The organism is Fibrobacter sp. (genome assembly GCF_045112255.1).
GTDB lineage: Bacteria > Fibrobacterota > Fibrobacteria > Fibrobacterales > Fibrobacteraceae > Fibrobacter.
The window spans coordinates 13458-32770 of the sequence record NZ_JBGUHR010000118.1 but is presented as its reverse complement, the minus strand read 5'-3'; the positions used below and the strand labels follow the sequence as shown (position 1 = coordinate 32770).

Here is a 19313-nt window from a genome sequence, read left to right as displayed (position 1 = left end):
TCTTCTGTGTGTTTTTTATACATGAAAACCCCGAAAGTTATGTCCAACTTTCGGGGTTCACATCACTACGCCGGTGGGTCACTTTTTTATAAACAGATTGTTTGCTTTTTATTGATCTTTTAAAGACTAAAAGTTCGTTCCGTCATTTTTTTTAAAGCTTCTTCAAGTTTTCTTTTTTCTTTTGTTAATTTAAGAGTTTCTAATTTTGAGTGCCATAATAAAAATAGTTTAAATACTGCATTATCTTTGTTTTTCTTACCTTCAATAATAAGGTATAATGCTAAGTACGGTTTTAGCATTCTACAGAAATCTTCACCTATTAAATGAAATGCAATATTCTCGTCAGCAATTTTCATAACAAAATATGATGAAAAAATTTCTAAGTTGTTATAGAAATCCACGGCTTCACGGCGTGCATTGACGATTTTTGTTCTTTCCTCATCGTTAAGGGTTATCCCCTTTTTTATCGAAATGCTATTGTTTGAAATTGTAAGATTTTCTTCTTGTAAAAGAGATATGTCTTCAGGTTTCAAAACATTGTAAAGTTTATCATGGGCGCTTACTACATCTTTGCTCAAAAAGGCTACTTGCTCTGCGGTGCATTTAACCATGTCTCTTTGCTGTTCTTTTTTGCGATTTTCTTCGTTAAAAACAAGCTGTTTTTTCCCAATAATTATTTGGGATAAAGCTATAATTGCGCAAAAAGCAACAATGATACCACTTATATAATATGCGGTGATTAGTGAATCCATTATACTCATTCCTTTTTGATTGTTTTTGATAAAATATATATAATATGTATGTTTGAATGATATGTATATTTTTTTTTAGATTGCTGCACGACCGTTTTGTTTTATGAAGTACATGATATTATTCTCTCATTGAAAATGAGAGACTCCTGATTTGCAATACGATTTAAACTACATTCGTATATGCCCCAAAATATCGATTCTGACAAATATATTGTCTTTAATTTTTTTTGAAAATGTGTGGTATGACTTTGTACATTTATAAATTTCAATCAAATTTACGTCGAATACTTTTCTAGATCTGCAATTGTATATACGTTTTTTAGTAGGTCTTATCGGTAATGACTTTTTGCATGAAAATTTACGTGTAAATTCTTTTTTCTGTAATAAAGTGTCAAAAATGTAAAAATAAAATATATAATTAAGCTAAAGGGTGTGGAATGGTATGGAGCCTCTTTTCAATCTAGAAAGCATTTATGTTACAAACGTAATCGGAATAGTTCTGATTGCGGTCATGATTGTTTGTAATTTATGGCGATTCCAGACGCGCAGCCGCGCTGATCGGAATTTGCTTTTGATGATGTTTCTTGCTCTCACGAGCTGCATTGCCGACCCGATTTCCTATTCGATGAAGGGGTTGCCGGGGCTGCTTCCCAAAATCTTGGTCTATGCGACAAGCTCGTGGCTTTTTGCAGCAAATATGCTCGCGAGTTTTTTCTGGGTGCGGTTCCTGTCGTTTCACCTGAACGGTGGAATCCCGCGCCGTTCAAGGATTGTGCTGGATTCCGTTGTTGCCTTTGGCCTTGTTTTGCTCGTAATTAACCTTTTTGTTCCGATTGTGTTTTTTATCGATGAAAACAACCTCTACTCTAGAAGTTATCTGTATGTTGTTTATTTGATGATCGATTACTTGCTTGTCCTTTATAGCTTGGTGACGTATTTTAAAGCGAGGGCGAATGGAGGATTCCTGAAATTTTTCCCGATTTGGGTCTATATCGTACCGATACTTATCGGTGGCGTCGTCCAGTCGCTATACTATGGGATTTCTGTTATTCCTACAAGTATTGCGGTCTCGATTGCGGGTGTTCTTGCGAGCCTCCAGAACGAGATGATTTACCATGATCAGTTGACGGGACTTTTTAATCGTTCTTATCTGCACTACATGCTGGAAAAATGTATGGTTCGTCCGAAAATCAAAATTTCGGGCATCATGATTGATTTGAACGGTTTTAAGCATATCAATGACGAATTTGGGCATGCCATGGGAGACGATGCGTTGGTGATGTCTGCGCGTCTTCTGAAATCGGCTGTGGGAAACGCCGGAAGTGTTATCCGCTATGCGGGCGATGAATTTATTATTTTGTTAAATACGCAAGATGACGAAGCGATAGAAAAATGCATAACAAAAATTCGGAATTTGTTTGATGATTTCAATAAGAACGCTTCTAAACCGTACGAATTGTCCGTTTCTGTCGGATCGCACAAGTTTGATATGAAGATGGAAAGTGTTGATACCTTCATCAATATTGCCGATGCCCGCATGTACGAAGACAAGAAGGCTTTCTATGCCTCTCATGCCAGGATGGATCGCCGTAAGCGATAGCTGCCAATGTAGCGTGTATTTTTGTTGAGATAAATTAGATTTAACCTGTAAACCTTGTACTCGTTTTTGCTAAATTTTGACTGTAAATTTTAAAATAAGGTATTGCCTTTAAAATTAAGGCTTTATCCAAAAATTACGGGTGGAATTTGAGATATGAACGATAACAGATCGTACAAGGAAATCCCTTTTCAAAATTTGGCGCCGATCGATAATGTCAAGGATGAGGTGTCTTTTAAAGCACTTGACTATGCGCTCTCCGAAAAGAAAATTCATAATGTGGCTCTGACAGGAAACTATGGCTCTGGAAAAAGCTCTGTCTTGGCGAGCTATATTAAGCAACAGAAGGGTAAACACCAGTTTCTTAATATTTCTTTAGCGACTTTTGCTATTGAAGAAAAGGATGAAAATGCTGATGAAAACGATCAAAATGGTTGTGCAGAAGAGTCTTCAAATAGCCATAGGAAACTTCCTGAAACAACAATCCATGCGATAGAAAAAAGCATATTGCAACAGATTTTTTATAGAAAATCTGGTGAATGCTTTCCGTTTTCGCGATTCAATCGTGTGAAGAACATTGATAAAGCGAAAAGAATTTGGATTTCGATTTTTATCCTTATTATATCCATTGCGTCGATTGTCGTTGCAAAAACGAATTTTGAACAGATTAAGTTTGAAAATATTACGCAGTTGAGTGGTTGGTCAATCGGGCTGCTTATTGTTACTGTTGTTGGAATTGCTGTTGCATTTATTGGTCTTTATCAAATCATCCCGTATATAAGCAGAATTGGATTTACGAAAATACTTGTTCCAAAAGCTGAAATAGAACTTGGGAAAAAGGATTCGGAATCCTTGCTGAATAAGCATCTGGACGAAATCTTGTATTTCTTTGAGGCTACAGATTATGATGTCGTTGTCTTTGAAGACCTGGATCGATTTAAAAATACGGAAATATTTATAAAGCTTCGTGAACTGAATACACTTCTTAATAACTATGAGAATGTTAAACGAAAGATTGTTTTTATTTATGCGTTGCGCGATGAAGTGTTTAGGGATAGTTCCCGTACCAAGTTCTTTGACTTTATAATTCCTGTTATTCCTGTAATTAGTAACCAAAATTCTGGTGACGTTTTGGTTAATCTCAGAAAGGAAAATGAGAAAAGTGTGCTGAAGGAGATAGATGAAAATTTCCTTGAAGATATTGGCCTGTACGTAGATGATATGCGATTGTTGAAAAACAGCGTGAATGAATTTAAAATATATGACCAGAAAATAAATATCGAAGATTATAAAACTAATGAGCAGGCTGATGTTGCGAAATTTAGTGATAAAACAAGCCGTGATCGGAATAAAATTTTTGCCTTGGTGCTGTACAAAAATCTGTATCCTAAAGATTTTGCAGATCTTATTTGTAACAAGGGTGAATTGTATGAAGTGTTTAAAGAGAAAAAGCAATTGGCGGGTAATAAAATACAGGAAATACAGGGCAGAATTCCGCTATTAGAGAGTGATTTGAAAAAAATAGAAAGTCAAGTCTTATCGCAAAATATTAAAGACGTGAAAGAATTACGTGTTTTGTATGTTGTAAAGATTTTTTCGAAGAAACCAGCTAATAATAATATTTGTAATAATATTTATGATTTTGTTTCGGATGAAAATTTTAATAAATTGCGCCAGCGAGGGAGTGTTGTTGTTTCTCAGTATACAAATTTTGGACAAAAAAGTAATTATTCGATAGGCTTTAATTTTAGCAATATTGAAAAAGAAATTGATCCGCAATATACGTATGACCAACGTGAAAAAATGATAAGGGATAAATCAAATGGCGAAATTGCTAAAATAAAAAGGCAAATTGACGAATGTCGAAATATAATTTCTGAGATGGAACAGAAATCTATAAAGGATATGTTGCAGGATTTCCCTGAGATGGATTTTGTTTCTAAAATTAAATCCCCTCAAAAAAAGGAATTTGTTGATTATCTTTTGCGCCATGGATATATAGATGAAGATTATTCTCGCTATATCTCGTATTTTTATGTGGATTCATTAAGTGAAAATGATAAGCGCTATTTACGGTTGATTAAGAATAACCAGGCTCCAAGTGATGTCTCTCTGGAATTGAGTAATTTTGGAAAAGTTGTTAAGCGCATTCAGGAGCATGAGTGGAAATATTTTGCTGTTTTAAATCTTTCTTTATTGAAATATCTTTTGCAAGTTAAAGACCGCCATTTAGATCATTTCTTAAAAACGCTTTGGAAATATAAACAGCAAAATTCAGATTGTACATTCTTAAGTGCATTGAATGTTGATTATGGTCTTTATCCGGCTTTGTACAATAGAATGTATAAACTCTTTAATGATAAGAATAACTGGTTGCAAGTTCTTTTTGAAAAAGAAAGTAATAGTGTACATTATAAATTCTTTAGATATACGGATTTTGAAACGAAAAAAGATGATGTTGTAAATTTTCTGTCTAAGGATGTGTCTTTCTTGTATGATCCTGATGTAGAAGACGATAAAGAATTTGTTGCGGAAAAATTTGACACGTTAAACATTAAGTTTAATCTCTTGAATGATACTCCTGAATATCCGATATATGATATTTTGTTGGAACAAAATGCGTATGTGATTTCAAAACGAAATTTTGATATAATTGTCAATCATGCTTTAGGGAATGATTTTAATCACCCCATTAATGATTATTATACGCAAGTGTCCAAACTGCCGAATAAAAAGGTGAAAGCGTATGTAAACGAAAATATTGAAGATTTCGTTACTAAAATTATGTTGTCGAGCGGTAAAAACATCGCAGAGAGCGAAGATGCTTTTGTAGAATTGCTGAATATGGAGAACTTATCGAGAGAAAGTAAAGCGAAACTAATTAAAAAGAACGAATGTGAAATATCTGATTTGACAAAAGTATCACTTAATAAGTTAAAAGTTACAGATCCAAAACAGGTGGATTTATGTGAATTGCTTTTTGTTCATAGACGGGTGAAACCGTCTTGGAAGAATGCTCTTGAAAGCTTCAAACATAATGGCAATATTTTGAAGGAATACCTGAAAGATTACTTGTGCGATAAGAATGTTCTAGATGAATTTGTTGAAAGTGTACTTTTGACACCGAATGCATTGAATAATGAAAAATATAAATTTGCGGACATTTTCTATCAAAGCCTTTTAACTGTTGATAAAATGCCTTTGGACCGTTTTTCTTCATTAATAAGCATGTGTCCCTGGAAAGTTGATGATTTTGATTTGACGCGGATTTCTCAAGAAAAAATGAATCATTTGATAGAGTCGGGAATTCTAAAATTTACGGTTAAAAATTATGATCTTGTTAGAAGCCAGTTTTTAAGCCTGATTCCTAAATATATTGGCTTGAATTTTAATAAGTTTATTGCTGAAAGTAAAAAGTTAAATATTTCGCCTGAAATATTAAAATCGCTGTTGGATAGCAAAGAACTGAATGATGAACAAAAGAAGGCTTTGCTGTCAACTGAATTTAATGCATGGCTAGATTTATGGAGGTTGGGTGCTAATTGCAAATGGCTTGGCAAAAAGGTCGTTGAATTAGGATACACTGGAATACTCTTTGTATCTTTAGATTATATTGTCCGAAATTTGGATAATGCGCTAGATATGAAGAAATTTATTTCGCTGCAAGAAGAGCGACTGAAAAACAACGAAATTGCGAATTTTATAAATTCTAAAGGCTTTGATCCTTATAGATCCTGCATTTCAAAGAATGGAAAAAATGTGAAAGTTCCTAATACTCCTGAAGATCTGGCGTTTGTGGGTGTGTTGAAGAAAAAAGGCTTGATTGCTGGTTTTGACGTAGAAAAGGATAGTATTGTGGTTACTCAGCTTTCTCCTAATCAATAGTCCTCTCTTTTTCTATCTTTGCGCAGTATGAAATTTGAAGAACTTCCTTTGGCAAATCCGTTGCAGCGGGCCGTCCGCGCTGTTGGTTACGAAACCCCGACCCCGATTCAAGAACGTTCCATCCCGAGCCTGCTTGAAGGCAAGGACCTCTTGGGAATTGCGCAGACGGGAACCGGTAAGACGGCCGCATTTGCGCTCCCGATTTTGCAGCGCTTGCTCGACTCCGGGAAGTTCCGTTCTCCCAAGACTTGCCGTGCATTGATTTTGTTGCCGACGCGAGAACTCGCCATCCAGGTGGAAGACTGCTTCAAGGAATATGCGCAGTTCACGGCGATTTCGACGGCGTGTATTTTTGGTGGCGTGAACGACAATCCGCAAAAGCAAAAGCTTATTCGCGGTGTTGATGTGCTTGTTGCCACTCCAGGACGTTTGTTGGATTTGATTGGACAAAAGGCGGTGTCGCTTAAGAAACTTGAATTCTTTGTGCTCGACGAAGCTGACCGCATGCTCGACATGGGCTTTATCCATGACATCCGCAAGGTCGTGGCGATGCTCCCGCAAGACCGACAGAATTTGTTCTTCAGCGCTACGATGCCGGAAGAAATTTCGAAACTTGCCGCGACGATTCTGCGCCCGAATCCGGTGCGTGTTGAAGTCGCTCCGCAGAGCACTCCGATTGAACGCATCCGTCAGGAACTTTACCGCATTGACAAGCGCCGCAAGGGAGCACTCCTCAAGGAACTCTTGGCGGAACATCCTGAAATGAAAAAGGTGCTCGTGTTCTGCCGTACCAAGCATGGTGCAGATAAAATTGTGCGCGTTCTTGAAAAGGCGGGTGTCAAGTGTGCCGCTATTCACGGGAACAAGAGCCAGAACCGCCGCCAGGAAGCCCTCGGCAATTTCAAGTGCGAACAAATTCGAGTGCTAGTGGCTACAGATATTGCGGCTCGTGGCATTGATGTGGACGATGTGAGCCATGTGTTCAATTACGACTTGCCGAATGAGCATGAAACGTTTGTGCATCGCATTGGCCGTACGGCGCGTGCGGGCAAGGAAGGCGTTGCTATTTCGTTCTGCTCTCCGGATGAAGAATCCGATTTGCGCGGGATTGAAAAGCTTACCCGCGTGAAAATCCCGGAAGGCGATCAGAGTATTTACGAGAAGCTCCCGCCTCCGCAAAAGGAAACCGCCGAAAGCATGATGCGCAATTCTCGCGGGCGAATGTCTCGCGAAGAAGCTCAGGCCCTCGCTGCCGAAACTCGCGGCAATCGCAGTTCGCATAAGGATAATCGCGGTCCGCGCGGTCGCAAGGACAATCGCAATGAAAATCGCGAGAACGCCCGTAATGTAAATGCTGAAAATCCGCAGACACGTCAGAATTCTCAACCGCACGATAAAAAGCCGCAGCGTAACAATGCTCCGCGCAATCACGAACCGAATTCTCGCAATCCCGCCCAGAACGTGAATGCGCCAAGCGCTCCGGCCGACAACACTCCGAATCCGCAGAACGGCGGTCGCCGTCATCGTCGCAACCGCCCCGGTTCCCGTGCTCGCCGCCGCATGCGCGAATCGCAATCCCAACAATAAAAAACGTCGGAAAAAGGCGTCATGGCGGCCTGCTGGCCGCCATCTTATCATCCTGCCATGCCCGCGCATCCCGTCATCTCGTCGTCCTGAGCGAAGGCATGAAGCGTCGAAGTCGAAGACAACCTCAAAAGGTGAGCGTCGCAGCCATGGTCATCCTCCGTTAGGAGGATCCATACAGTTCTGATTACTCTTGTATATTCTTTGAACCGAGCCGGAGAGGTTGGGGTTTGTCCCATCCAGTGAAGTCTTGAATTGCTTTGTCACCCCGTACGCGTTACGGGGTCGCCATTCCCTATTGAAGTAAGGCGTTTCTACAATACATTTGTATTGTGAAAATTGCTTAAAATTTTATAAAATTTTCTAAAAACGTTAAAAATTTTATAAAAATCAATATTTTGTGTTGTAAATCTATTGCATTTTTAAAAATCAAGTTGTATATTTGATTTCAAGAACGAAACGGACAAAAGAACCGCAATTCGTTTATTTTACGGACCCTGAAAAAATTTAGGGATTGTCGTAAGGAGGAAAAATGAAAGAAATACTAGAATATACGAGCTATCGCCAGTATATTGCGGATTACTACGCCGATAAAAAGGCGAGTTCTGCGTTTACATGGCAAACGTTCGCTACCGAAGCCGGTTTTTCTTCGCGCGTTTATCTAAAATACGTGAGTGAAGGCCGCTTTAACTTGAGCGATTCGGCGACAGCCCGCGTGGCTGATGCCATGCGCTTAGTGGATTACGAACGCGAATATTTCACCGAAATGGTCAAGTTTGACCACGCCAAAACGGATGATGAAAAGAAGGCCGCTTTCAATAAAATGCTTGCGATTGCGGATGCCCACAAGGCGAAAATCTTGGAAGGCGATGCGTTCCGCTTTTTCGAAAGCTGGAAAAATCCGGTCATCCGTGAACTTGCTCCATCGATGCCTGGTGCAAAGCCGCTTGCGCTTGCGCATGCATGCCGCCCGGAAATTACAGCTGCCGAAGTCAGCGATGTGCTGAATTTCCTTGTCAAAGGCGGGTTCCTAAAAAAAGATGACGATGGCAATTACGTACAAACGGACAAGTCTTTGACGACGGGACCCATGGGGGTGACGCCGGTGGCAGTCCGCACGATGCACCGCCAAATGGGCGAACTCGCGCTTGAGGCAATCGAAGGTGTCGCCCAGGACAAGCGAAGTTTTTCGGGTGTCACGTTTGGCATCACGAAAGACGGCTACGATGAAATCGTGCAAGAAATCGCCGATTGCCGTAAAAAAGTTATTGCCATTGCTCGGAAAAACGCCGCCACAGACGAAGTCTATCGTCTGAACATGCAGCTTTTTCCGCTGACAAATAAACAGGAATTAAAAAAATAGAGTTGGAGGAAACTATGAGTTTCTCAAAATTTAGCGGACAATTTGTCTGCACGATGGCGATGCTGCTCGCCTTTATGTTCGCAGCGTGTTCTGAAAATTTAGCCGGCGGCACCGTCGAAGAAACAGGCGTGTATGCGAATCTTGAAAATATTACGATTCTCGGGAAGACGCACATGACAAAAACATTGGGCGGAGAAGGTTCCTATGTTGGGCGGATTGTTGTTGCGGGGCTTGAAAAAGGTTCAGTTGTTTCTCTTTATCAGTTGGATCCTAAATCGTTCGCAGTATCTGATTCTTCGATTACTGTGGTTGTTGATGACGAAGGTGTATTTGCCTTCCAAAATGTAACGCTTGAAAGTCCTTATGTTTTGATATCTGTGGTAAGGCCGGGGTCCGTAAGCATATATCCTTATACCGTTCTTGCGGATGTGCGTGATTCGGATGGCGTGAATGTCGATATTTTGACGCATCTTGAAGCCTTGCGGGGGCTTTATCTCGTGCAGTCGGGAACGCCGTTTGTCCAGGCGAAAAAGCAGGCGCGAGCCGATGTGCTGTCGGCGTTCGGAATGTCCGGAGTTGCCGATGATATTAGGGACACGGATGCTCTGGAATATGCGGCGATGATTTCTGCGCTTACTAATGTTTTGCCCGCGAGTGCAATAAGTGCTTATGCCATTAATATGCCTTCGGAAAATTCTAATATGAATAAATTGTTTACTGCAATTGCTGAGCGGGGAACTTTCTTGAATGTTGATTCTGCGTTGGATGAGGACTTTATTGATATTGTTTTTAGGCGAACTGATGGGCTGAGGGGATATTTCAGTGTTCCTGCTATAGCGTATCAGAAATTGAGCGATGAATGGGCGCGTGACTATCAAATAAGGTTGCGCGTGGTGAATTTCTATGCCGGAATGCTTGCGGCTGCATTTGGTGCTGGACCGTGTGATCAGGGCCATGAAGGAAATGTCTTTGAGGCTCCGAGAGAGGGCAAGGATGGCGTTTTTGTGCCGACCTATAATTTGGTCTGTCGTTCTGGGAATTGGAATTTGGTTCTTAAGGAGATTGAGCATTCGATGGGTTCCATGGTGGATGACCGCGATGGACGAGTTTACAAGACTGCTACAATTGATATTGATGGTGTGACGCAGACATGGATGGCCGAAAACTTGCGCTATGATGGAGTCGAAGGTGCGTCTTGCGGTGATGATGGCTGTAACTATAATTTTCTTGAAGCGATGGGCTTGGATAGTTCCTATTTCATTTTTACTTATGCGTATGAATCCTATGAGGCTTGTGTGGATTCTTTTCGAGATGTTGTTCAGGAGCCTTATGGTGGTACTGAAGTCTATTGTGCGAAGATTATGGCCGATCCGTGGGTCGAGCTTGATACGACCAAAGTGGCTGTGAGCGATACTGCAAGGCATCAAGGTGTGTGTCCAGTTGGATGGAGGCTCTCGAATCCTCGTGATTGGAAAAATCTGCTGTCGTTTGTTCAGGCTGAGCTTAGCGTGGATGATAAATCAAGCACCCTTTATCTGTATGACCTTGCTCCGTTTGGCAATCCTACGGGTATTGGACTGACGGCGCGTTATTCGATCATGTGGCTAGGGCATACTTCAGATTATGTGCCGGATCCTTCTTCGGGGCTTCTTTCGGTGTATGGAACTGATCTTGCGACGGCTCCGGGATACGCTGATATTTATGACGATTATGGTTATGTTAAGTGGGAGGATTTAGTAAATAGTGTCTATATAGGAAATAAGGGGATGAATTTTGCATCTGGAAATTCACAAAATCTAGTCCGTTGCATCAAAAATTAATCGATCTCATTGAGTTAGAATGGTCGATGATAAGGAGGAAAAGGGAAGGCGGGCTGCGGCCCGCCTTCTTTTATGCTTTGTCACCCCGGATTTATTCCGGGGTCACCATTTTCTCACCATGTCATCCAGAGGGCGTAAGCCCGAAGGATCCAGTTATTTCTTGATGTCAAGATTTAATCCGGCAATTTCTTTCTCGAGTTTTTCTGCTTCCGTAGTAATCTTTTGTGCGAATTCTTGTGCGGTGGGCGCCTGCGAATCAACAATACGGTGGTTCGCCATTTTCATGAATTTTTCCACCTTGCGGATGTCTTCGTGCGTTTTCTCGTTGCAGTACGTTCTTGCCATGCGCTCGAAAATGTATTCTTCCGCCTTTTTTGACAAATGAATCATGTCGTCGTTGTAAAAGCGGTAGTCGCGCAGCTCGTCCATCACGATTTCGTAACTCGGGAAGTAAGTGACTGTAGCCGCAGATTCCGTGGCGCACTCCCTTATGACCTTCTCGATCGCAAGTTGCAAAGTCGCTTTCGATAGAGTGTTCTCGTGTGCGCCATCGCTCAAGTGCCGTAACGGCGAAACCGTAAAAATGATATGAAGTTCGCGATTCTCGTTATGCTCGCCAAGTACGTCATTGCGAGCTACACTTACTCCGAGCGAAGCGTGGGAGCCTGGCGAAGCAATCCAGTCATTTTTTATTTTCAATAAATCATGCACGATGCTTTTCAGCGCTTCGGCCGCGTGGTCCACGGAAATCATCTTGCGGATGAACAAGTTTGGATTTTGCCTATGGCAGTTCGAAACGGCAATCCCGCTCTTTTTCAAAAAATACACGAACGCAGTCCCGAGCGTAATGAACACGACGTCGGCATTCTGTAAAAACTCTCGTGCCTCATGAGAGGTTACATTCAGCTTTTCGATGCATTCCTCGCGAGTCGCCGCCGAGAGTGAACCATGCGCATTCCAACAGTGCCAAGATCCGCGAATCTCGTTGCGGCTCTCCGAAACGCCCAATCGCATGTCCTGGAAAATGTCCGCCTCTCCAAAAATTTTCCTGTTTGCAATCGCCTTGATCTGCATCGCTGCCGAAAGCGGGTTGTAGACCGTTCCGAACGGATTTGCCAAAACATTGAATTTCCGCGCCCTAAACTGCGCCGAGATGTTGTCGGCAAAGCACGACCCGAAAAATGCGAGTCTAGAATTGTAGTCGATTTGCCAATCCTCAGCCGGAATGTCGATTTTCGTAAAAAAGTCCATGAGGTAAATATAGTAGGATAATTCTACAATATTCTTCATATTGTGAAAATCTTCAATTTTATAATTACAACTAAAAATCTTCAAAATTCTTATAAAAATTAATAAAATATATTGTAAAACTATTGATTTTTGAAAATTAATGATCTATATTTAGAATATCAGCAAACGATCCGGCTTAAAGAGGTCGCTTGTTAGGAGGAAAAATGAAAGATATACTTGAATATACGGATTACCGCCAGTATATCGCAGACTACTACGCCGATCGAAAGGCGAAGACTGCGTTTTCTTGGCAGGAGTTCGCCAAAATGGCGGGGTTCTCTTCGCCTGTCTACCTTAAATATGTGAGCGAGGGGCGCTTCAACTTGAGCGCCGAAGCTGCGGCTCGTGTGGCCTCTGCGATATCTCTTGCCGATTTTGAATGCGACTTCTTTGTCGAAATGGTCAAGTTTGATCACGCAAAGAATGACGACGAAAAACGTGCCGCGTTCAGCAAGATGGTCTCGATTGCGGAATCGCACAAAGCGAAAATCGTCGATGGCGAGTCCTTCCGCTTTTTTGAAGACTGGAAAAATCCGGTGCTCCGTGAACTTGCTCCGGCAATGCCAGGAGCAAAGCCCTTGGCGATGGCGCATGCTTGCCGTCCCGAAGTTTCGGCGGCCGAAGTCTCTGAAACGCTGAATTTTCTCGTCAAAGCGAATTTGCTCCAGAAGGACAAGGACGGGAATTACACCCAGACGGATAAAATCGTGACGAGCGGTCCGATGAATTTTGCTCCGCTCGCGCTTCGCGGACTGCAGCGCCAAATGGGTGAAATCGCGCTTGGCGCAATTGAAAATGTCCCGCAGGATGAACGTCATTTTTCGGGGCTTACGCTTGGCGTCACCCGTGAAGCGTATAAAAAAATCGTGCAGGAAATTGCCGATTTTCAAAAGCGCGTCATTGCGATTGCGACGAGCGAATCTGCAACAGACGAGGTCTATCGTTTGAACGTGCAGCTCTTCCCGATGACAAAAAAGAGTGTTAATAAAGGCTAGGAGGAAACTATGAATTTCAACAAAATTACTTTGGCTGCGCTGATGGCGCTCCTTTATGCGGCTTGCACAGACGAAAATGGTTCGCTTGGTGCGATGGGCGGTGCCGAACAGGATCAGGGCATGTATGCTTTTGTTGGACAGGCTGGCAATATTTACCCGAAGTTGATGAAAGTTGCTGATTCGGCAAATTCGGAAAGCAATCCTTCGGAATATGAAGGTTCCGTATTTGCGGCGAAAGGCGCAAAAGTGACCGTTTATGAGCTGGATTCGTTGACTCTTGAAAAAACGGGCCTTTCTTTTGCGGGTGCCGTGGATAACGATAGCGGTCGTTTTGCGTTTGAATCGCTGGCTTTGAACAGCCCGTATGTACTGATTGAAACTTTGGATTCATGCTATACGGAAGGTTGCCGGGAACTTGGTGTATTTTACCAGGATAATTCGACTTTGCTTGAAAGCGCAATGGATACTGTGGACGTTCCTTTCTATTTGCAGGTGCAGCAGGCTCTTGTGGATTTGCGGAATGTGAAAAAGGTAAGCGTTAGCACTTTGACAACATTGAAAATCCCGTTATTGCAAAAGCATTTTGCTGAAGGGAAGTCTTTTGCTGAAGCGAATGAATTGGCCGAACGCGAAATCCTTGAAAATTTTGGGATATATGAGAATCTAGGTTCCTTTGAAAATTTGATGGGCGAAAATTCGGAATTGGCTTTTGTGAATGAGCTTGTTCGAATGGATGTGCTTGATGTGTATAGGGATTTTTTTGCAAGCTACCCTATGATTGTTTATGCGGTACCGCCGAAGCTGTTTATCGGTCAAGGTGAAACCCGGGAACAGTATTATTTGAATTCGAAAAAAATGATAGACTATAAGGTAGGCTATTTGGCTCGATCGAAAGGTCTTGATCGGTGTTCGGATGATCGCGAAAATGCGGTGGCTGAAATCGACGTCGTTCTCGGTAAAGTGTCTGTTGTTTGCCGCTCCGGAAAGTGGACCTTGGGATTTAAGACAATCGAGCACACCGTGGGTTCTATGACCGATTCGCGAGACGGAAAAACTTATAAGACGGTGACATATAATTGGGGCGATGTTTCTCAAACTTGGATGGCGGAAAATCTGGATTTCGTGGATACGACATCTTTGAACGTTGATAGTTCGTTGAGAGCGAATTTGTCTGGAAATATATATTGCTATCGAGAAAAACTAGATGATGCAAATTGCAGTATATATGGGCATGAGTATCAATGGAAGGCCGCGATGAATATTGGGGCTGATGATATAAAGATGTATACAGTCGATTCTTTGGGAGATACGACGTATTTTGCAGAGTCTGGATCGTCTGAAGGGTATTCTCAGAAATCCTGGACGTGGAATTATACGGATTATATAACGCCGTCTAATCATAATGCGTATCAGGGCGTTTGCCCGGATGGATGGAGGATCCCGACATTTGAAGATTGGAAAACGATGTTGCAAAATATGGGAGCGCGGTATGGTGTTGAGCAAAATGGAGTTTTGCCAGCGCTCTATGATGCTACTGCTACGGGATTTGATTTGAAAGGCTGGATCAAGGCTAGCATTGCAGATGATATTCGTTTTGTGTATTTAGAAACCTTTATGTACACCAATGAGTTTATTTTAGCGGATGTGCCTCTGTATAAGTTGGAAGTTTTCAATTGGAAGCCATATGGCTTTAGTTTAGGGCTGTCGGACAAGCATGGCTTTGTAAAGAGAGTGGAAGGCGGGGAATATGATTTTAGTCCTCATGCGCCAAATACTTCTGCCGCAGTCCGCTGCATCAAAAACTAAATCGCTTAAAACATTTGTTAGGAGGAAAAGGGAAGGCGGGCTGCGGCCCGCCTTCTTTTTTTTGTCAGTCTTTGTTTCTAACATTCGTCATTCTGACGCCGAAGGCGGAAGAATCCGTTATTTCTCGTTATACAATTGCGGAAGGGTGGCTCGGAAGGTGAACGTCGCGGCCGAGGTCGTCCTCCGTTAAAAGGTTTTATAATACTCGTATTTATTTTGCTTATATTCTTAAAATACTGTATTTTTATATAGAATTTTGTAAAAATGCTTAATTTTTATTAAAAACACGAAATATTTATCCTTAAATTATTGACTTTTTAAAATAATTGTTTTATATTTCAATTCAGAAACGGCGCGGGCTTGTGATCCGATAGGCTGTTTGTGTTAGGAGGAACAAATGAATGATGTACTTAAGTACACGAACTATCACCAGTATATTGCGGATTACTATGCCGAGAAAAAGGCGAAATCTGCGTTTACTTGGCAGACTTTTACGCGGGCGGCTGGGTTTTCCTCGCCGGTGTTCCTGAAGTATGTGAGCGAAGGGCGTTCCAATCTCAGTGAAGACGCGGCTGTCCGTGTGGCCTCCGCGATGTCTCTAATGGGCTATGAACAGGAATACTTTTGCGAAATGGTCAAGCTCGACCATGCAAAAACGGACGAAGAGAAAAAGTCCATTTTCAATAGAATGCTTGCAATTGCCGACATCCACAAAGTGAGGGTTGTTGAAGGCGATTCCTTCCGCTATTTTGATAGCTGGAAAAATCCGGTACTCCGTGAACTTGCGCCGGCCATGCCCGGGGCAAAACCGCTGGCGCTTGCGAAAGCATGCCGTCCTGAAATTACGGCTGCCGAAGTCAGTGAGTCTCTGCATTTTTTGCTCAAGTCTAATTTCCTTCAAAAGGATGAAAAGGGAAATTATGTGCAGACGGAAACAGGTGTGTCTACGGGCCCGATGGAAGTGACGCCTGTGGCGGTTCGCGGGATGCACCGTCAAATGGGCGAATTCGCACTCGAAGCGATTGAGGGGGTGCCGCAGAACGAACGCCATTTTTCTGGCCTTACGCTTGGCATCACGCAAGATGTTTACGATGAAATTGTCCAAGAAATTGCTGCTTTCCGCAAAAGGATTATTTCGATTGCGACAAGGAGCGAGGCCGTTGACGAAGTTTATCGCTTGAACGTGCAGTTCTTTCCGATGACAAAAAAGAGTGTTAAAAAGGATTAGGAGGATATCATGAAAAAATCGAGTCAAAGTGCGCTGTGGCGTGATTTTGCAGAAGCTTTGTTCTGCCTGGTTATCGCAGTTGCTCTTCTGTTGACGTATTCGGGCTGTTCCGATGATTTTAATTCGTCTACGCTTGCGCACGATGGCGGCTTCACGGAAGAAACTGCTATGCTGAAAAATATATCGGTGACGGGAAAAGTTCGAATGGGCAGAGTGAACTCAGATACGACGCAAGTCCGCATTCCATTGAGTGGTTTCACGAAAGGTTCTGTAGTGACGCTTTATGAACTAGATTCGGAGTCTTTTGATATGACTGGAGTTTCTTTTACAGATACTGTTGATAATGATAATGGCGAGTTTAAATTTCGAGATGTAACGCTGAAATCTCCGTATGCGAAGATGGTTGTTAAGATGAATAAGGATGAAGTTGTAAGACTTGATTCTTATTTCAGCAGCCATAGCCTTAGCACGATTGTCGATGTCCGGGACACGCTTTCAATCACGTTGGATTTGTTTTCATTTGTAGAAAACTATCGGTTGAGTACTCTTTTAAAATCAGGTATGTCTTTTGAAGAAGCGAAACGCCAAGTGAGGCGCGAAGCCCTTGACGCTCTAGGAATATACGAATTTCCTGAACGTGATGATGATTACATGGCGATGGAATCTGTAATAATGGGTGTTTTAAGTGATTTATACGGAATATCGCTTGATACTCTTCTTGGAAAAGAAAATCCATATGCTGGCATGAGCGATAATCAAAAGAGCGTATTCGTTAGAGATGTTGTTCGTCATGTGGAATTCTTGAAAAAGATGCTGAGCATTCCGAGAGCTTTCTTTGACCGGGCTGGTGAACGGGTGGCTATGGAGTATCAATCGATGTTGTTGCGGGAAAAGTACTTTGCGGGTGTTTTGTCTGCGGTTCTTGGTGTTGGCAGATGTACCGCGTCGCGGGAGGGGGCTGTTGTTGATGCTAATGAGCGTGGGTATCGTATCGTGTGCCGTTCAGAAAATTGGCATATATCAAATAAAGTTGTTGATCATGAATTTGGAACGGTAACGGATTCTCGAGATGGAAACATTTACAAAACGGTCACTATTAATTTTGAAAATGGGACCCAGACGTGGATGGCGGAAAACTTGAAATATAACGGTGTTGAATTAGAAAAGACATCTTGTTTTGATGATGACGAATTTTACTGCGATGTATATGGTCGTCTGTATGATTGGGAAGTTGCGACAGGAATGGTTGATAAAATTTTTAAAAGCAGTTTTGCTTCTGTCGAAAGGTGCATAGAATTTTACTCCACTGGGGAAGATGTTCCGTATTCGTTGAGTGTTGAAGAATGGTGTGAAAGAAGTATGTCTAGGGATGAGCGCATTCTTGATTATCGAACGCTACTTTTTGATAGTGCTACGGTTGTGCAAGGCGTATGCCCGGAAGGGTGGCGGATTCCTACGTTTGATGATTGGGAAACCTTGCTTCAGAATGTTGATCGTCTATGGAATATAACGGTTGATGAAGGTGATTACTTGACGGCGACGCCGTCGATTGAAGAACCGTTGGGTTTGGGTTTGTACAATGTTGTAAGGCCAAAAAACGATGGTGATGCCGAACAGGTGATGGAAATTGTGACAAGCAATTATATTGCGATTCCTGTGAATACCGAGATGTATAGGACGCGTCCAGGTGGCCCTGAGAATGTTCCGTCTTTTGTTTTTGTTGATTTTGTTTTAGGGTATTCAGGGGAATACAGGTCTTTGTTTGTCCGCTGTATCAAGAATTAATCCCTCTAATAGTGCTTGGGTACATATAAGGAGGAAAGAGGGATAGGAGACGGGCTGCGGCCCGCCTTCTTTTTCTTTGTCGTACTTGTGCGCCTAGTCATCCTGAGGGCGAAAGCTTGAAGGATCCGGTGAAATCTTGATTTGCGATGTTACTTTGGCTTGACCAAGAATCTCCTTGTGGAAATATTGTATCTTTACTCTATCTAGCGCATTATGCGTAAAAAGGAATTGTTATGAAACCAGGTAAGACTGAACTCCGTTTGAATGCAGAAATCGAGAAGCGTGGGGCATTGTTTGCTGTGCTTTTGGATCCGGATACTTCGGACGAGGCCGCCTTTGTCAAGGCTGGCTCGATGGCTGCGGAAAATGGTGCGGACTTGCTTTTGGTCGGCGGTTCTTACCTCGGCAATTTCACGCTTCCGAAACAGGTCGCGGCCCTCAAGGCTACGGTCGATTTGCCGGTGATTCTTTTCCCGGGTGGAGCTTCGCAGGTTGTTCCTGGCTTTGACGCCATGCTTTTCATGACGCTCGTGAGCGGTCGCAATCCGAACTACCTCATCGATGAACAGGTGCGCGGTGGTGCGCTCGTACGTGCGCTCAACATGGAAGCGATCCCGACGGCGTACCAGCTCATCAACAGCGGCAAGCGCACAACGGTCGAGTACATCAGCAACACGATGCCGGTGCCGGCCAACAAGCCAAAGCTCAGCATGGTGAACTCTATCGCCGCAGAACTCATGGGCATGCGTTACGTTTACCTCGAAGCCGGTAGCGGTGCAGAAGAACCTGTGCCGGTCGAGCACATTGCCTACACCCGCAAGGCAACTGAGATGACGATTATCACAGGTGGTGGCATCAAGGACCCGCAGACCGCTGCCGTCCGCGTTGCCGCCGGCGCCCAGATTATCGTCACCGGCACCCTCTGGGAAAAAGTCAACGATCCGGCTCTCCTGAAAGAATTCGCCGCCGCTATCCACGTGAAAGGCTAAAAAGCTCGCTTTTATAACCTTTCAGATGCAAAATCATTACACTTGTTACCCCGGCTACAATGCCGGGGTCGCCTTTTTATGTAGCAATTGAAAAAAATCTTGTTCTTATAAAAAAGCCTTGATCTATAAAAAATAATTATGAATCTAATCGAAAGAAAGTATTAGTCAAAACGGCTAATTCCAGCTACATTTGTGCCCGAAAAAAAAGAGCTCTTGAAA

At 42.7% G+C, this 19313-nt stretch carries 12 protein-coding genes; 10 read left to right on the top strand and 2 right to left on the bottom strand.

The features are described 5' to 3' along the window. Positions 1 to 119: 119 nt before the first annotated feature. Positions 120 to 752, bottom strand: coding sequence for a hypothetical protein (locus tag ACJMM9_RS14870; RefSeq protein ID WP_405328635.1), 633 nt, complete (start codon positions 750 to 752; stop codon positions 120 to 122). Positions 753 to 1263: 511 nt separating this feature from the next. On the opposite strand from ACJMM9_RS14870, the gene ACJMM9_RS14865 reads away from it, so the two are divergent. The 5 genes from ACJMM9_RS14865 (at position 1264) to ACJMM9_RS14845 (ending at position 11001) form a co-directional block, all read left to right on the top strand. After that, positions 1264 to 2352, top strand: a complete 1089-nt coding sequence (locus tag ACJMM9_RS14865; protein ID WP_405328633.1) for a diguanylate cyclase — start codon at positions 1264 to 1266, stop codon at positions 2350 to 2352. A 153-nt stretch (positions 2353 to 2505) separates the two neighbouring features. Continuing rightward, the gene (locus ACJMM9_RS14860; protein ID WP_405328631.1) at positions 2506 to 6234 is read left to right on the top strand and encodes a hypothetical protein; all 3729 of its coding nucleotides are present in this window, start codon (positions 2506 to 2508) and stop codon (positions 6232 to 6234) included. Positions 6235 to 6261: 27 nt separating this feature from the next. Further along, a complete protein-coding gene (locus ACJMM9_RS14855) occupies positions 6262 to 7821 on the top strand; it encodes a DEAD/DEAH box helicase (RefSeq protein WP_405328628.1) in 1560 nt (519 codons plus the stop codon). A gap of 529 nt (positions 7822 to 8350) precedes the next feature. After that, positions 8351 to 9181, top strand: coding sequence for a TIGR02147 family protein (locus ACJMM9_RS14850; RefSeq protein ID WP_405328627.1), 831 nt, complete (start codon positions 8351 to 8353; stop codon positions 9179 to 9181). A 14-nt stretch (positions 9182 to 9195) separates the two neighbouring features. Then, the gene (locus tag ACJMM9_RS14845) at positions 9196 to 11001 is read left to right on the top strand and encodes an FISUMP domain-containing protein (RefSeq protein ID WP_405328624.1); all 1806 of its coding nucleotides are present in this window, start codon (positions 9196 to 9198) and stop codon (positions 10999 to 11001) included. Between the two features lie 153 nt (positions 11002 to 11154). On the opposite strand, the gene ACJMM9_RS14840 is transcribed toward ACJMM9_RS14845, so the two are convergent. Then, complete coding sequence (locus ACJMM9_RS14840; RefSeq protein ID WP_405328621.1) at positions 11155 to 12291, bottom strand: GSCFA domain-containing protein; 1137 nt, start codon at positions 12289 to 12291, stop codon at positions 11155 to 11157. A 164-nt stretch (positions 12292 to 12455) separates the two neighbouring features. On the opposite strand from ACJMM9_RS14840, the gene ACJMM9_RS14835 reads away from it, so the two are divergent. The 5 genes from ACJMM9_RS14835 to ACJMM9_RS14815 all read left to right on the top strand — a co-directional run bounded on the left by ACJMM9_RS14835 (position 12456) and on the right by ACJMM9_RS14815 (position 19094). Next, positions 12456 to 13286: a TIGR02147 family protein gene (locus ACJMM9_RS14835; protein WP_405328618.1), complete on the top strand. Its 831-nt coding sequence runs from the start codon at positions 12456 to 12458 to the stop codon at positions 13284 to 13286. 9 nt (positions 13287 to 13295) lie between these two features. After that, positions 13296 to 15092 (top strand): FISUMP domain-containing protein, encoded by a 1797-nt coding sequence (locus ACJMM9_RS14830; protein ID WP_405328615.1) that lies wholly within the window; start codon positions 13296 to 13298, stop codon positions 15090 to 15092. 397 nt (positions 15093 to 15489) lie between these two features. Next, positions 15490 to 16320, top strand: a complete 831-nt coding sequence (locus ACJMM9_RS14825; protein ID WP_405328612.1) for a TIGR02147 family protein — start codon at positions 15490 to 15492, stop codon at positions 16318 to 16320. Positions 16321 to 16329: 9 nt separating this feature from the next. After that, on the top strand, positions 16330 to 18105 hold the full coding sequence (locus tag ACJMM9_RS14820) for an FISUMP domain-containing protein (RefSeq protein ID WP_405328609.1): 1776 nt from the start codon (positions 16330 to 16332) through the stop codon (positions 18103 to 18105). A gap of 233 nt (positions 18106 to 18338) precedes the next feature. Beyond that, a complete protein-coding gene (locus tag ACJMM9_RS14815) occupies positions 18339 to 19094 on the top strand; it encodes a geranylgeranylglyceryl/heptaprenylglyceryl phosphate synthase (protein WP_088640257.1) in 756 nt (251 codons plus the stop codon). Positions 19095 to 19313 lie beyond the last annotated feature (219 nt).

Excerpts from the sequence above, each read along its gene's own strand:
- ACJMM9_RS14870 (WP_405328635.1), bottom strand. The coding sequence starts at position 752 with ATGGATTCACTAATCACCGCATATTATATAAGTGGTATCATTGTTGCT.
- ACJMM9_RS14865 (WP_405328633.1), top strand. The coding sequence starts at position 1,264 with ATGATTGTTTGTAATTTATGGCGATTCCAGACGCGCAGCCGCGCTGAT.
- ACJMM9_RS14860 (WP_405328631.1), top strand. The coding sequence starts at position 2,506 with ATGAACGATAACAGATCGTACAAGGAAATCCCTTTTCAAAATTTGGCG.
- ACJMM9_RS14855 (WP_405328628.1), top strand. The coding sequence starts at position 6,262 with ATGAAATTTGAAGAACTTCCTTTGGCAAATCCGTTGCAGCGGGCCGTC.
- ACJMM9_RS14850 (WP_405328627.1), top strand. The coding sequence starts at position 8,351 with ATGAAAGAAATACTAGAATATACGAGCTATCGCCAGTATATTGCGGAT.
- ACJMM9_RS14845 (WP_405328624.1), top strand. The coding sequence starts at position 9,196 with ATGAGTTTCTCAAAATTTAGCGGACAATTTGTCTGCACGATGGCGATG.
- ACJMM9_RS14840 (WP_405328621.1), bottom strand. The coding sequence starts at position 12,291 with ATGAAGAATATTGTAGAATTATCCTACTATATTTACCTCATGGACTTT.
- ACJMM9_RS14835 (WP_405328618.1), top strand. The coding sequence starts at position 12,456 with ATGAAAGATATACTTGAATATACGGATTACCGCCAGTATATCGCAGAC.
- ACJMM9_RS14830 (WP_405328615.1), top strand. The coding sequence starts at position 13,296 with ATGAATTTCAACAAAATTACTTTGGCTGCGCTGATGGCGCTCCTTTAT.
- ACJMM9_RS14825 (WP_405328612.1), top strand. The coding sequence starts at position 15,490 with ATGAATGATGTACTTAAGTACACGAACTATCACCAGTATATTGCGGAT.
- ACJMM9_RS14820 (WP_405328609.1), top strand. The coding sequence starts at position 16,330 with ATGAAAAAATCGAGTCAAAGTGCGCTGTGGCGTGATTTTGCAGAAGCT.
- ACJMM9_RS14815 (WP_088640257.1), top strand. The coding sequence starts at position 18,339 with ATGAAACCAGGTAAGACTGAACTCCGTTTGAATGCAGAAATCGAGAAG.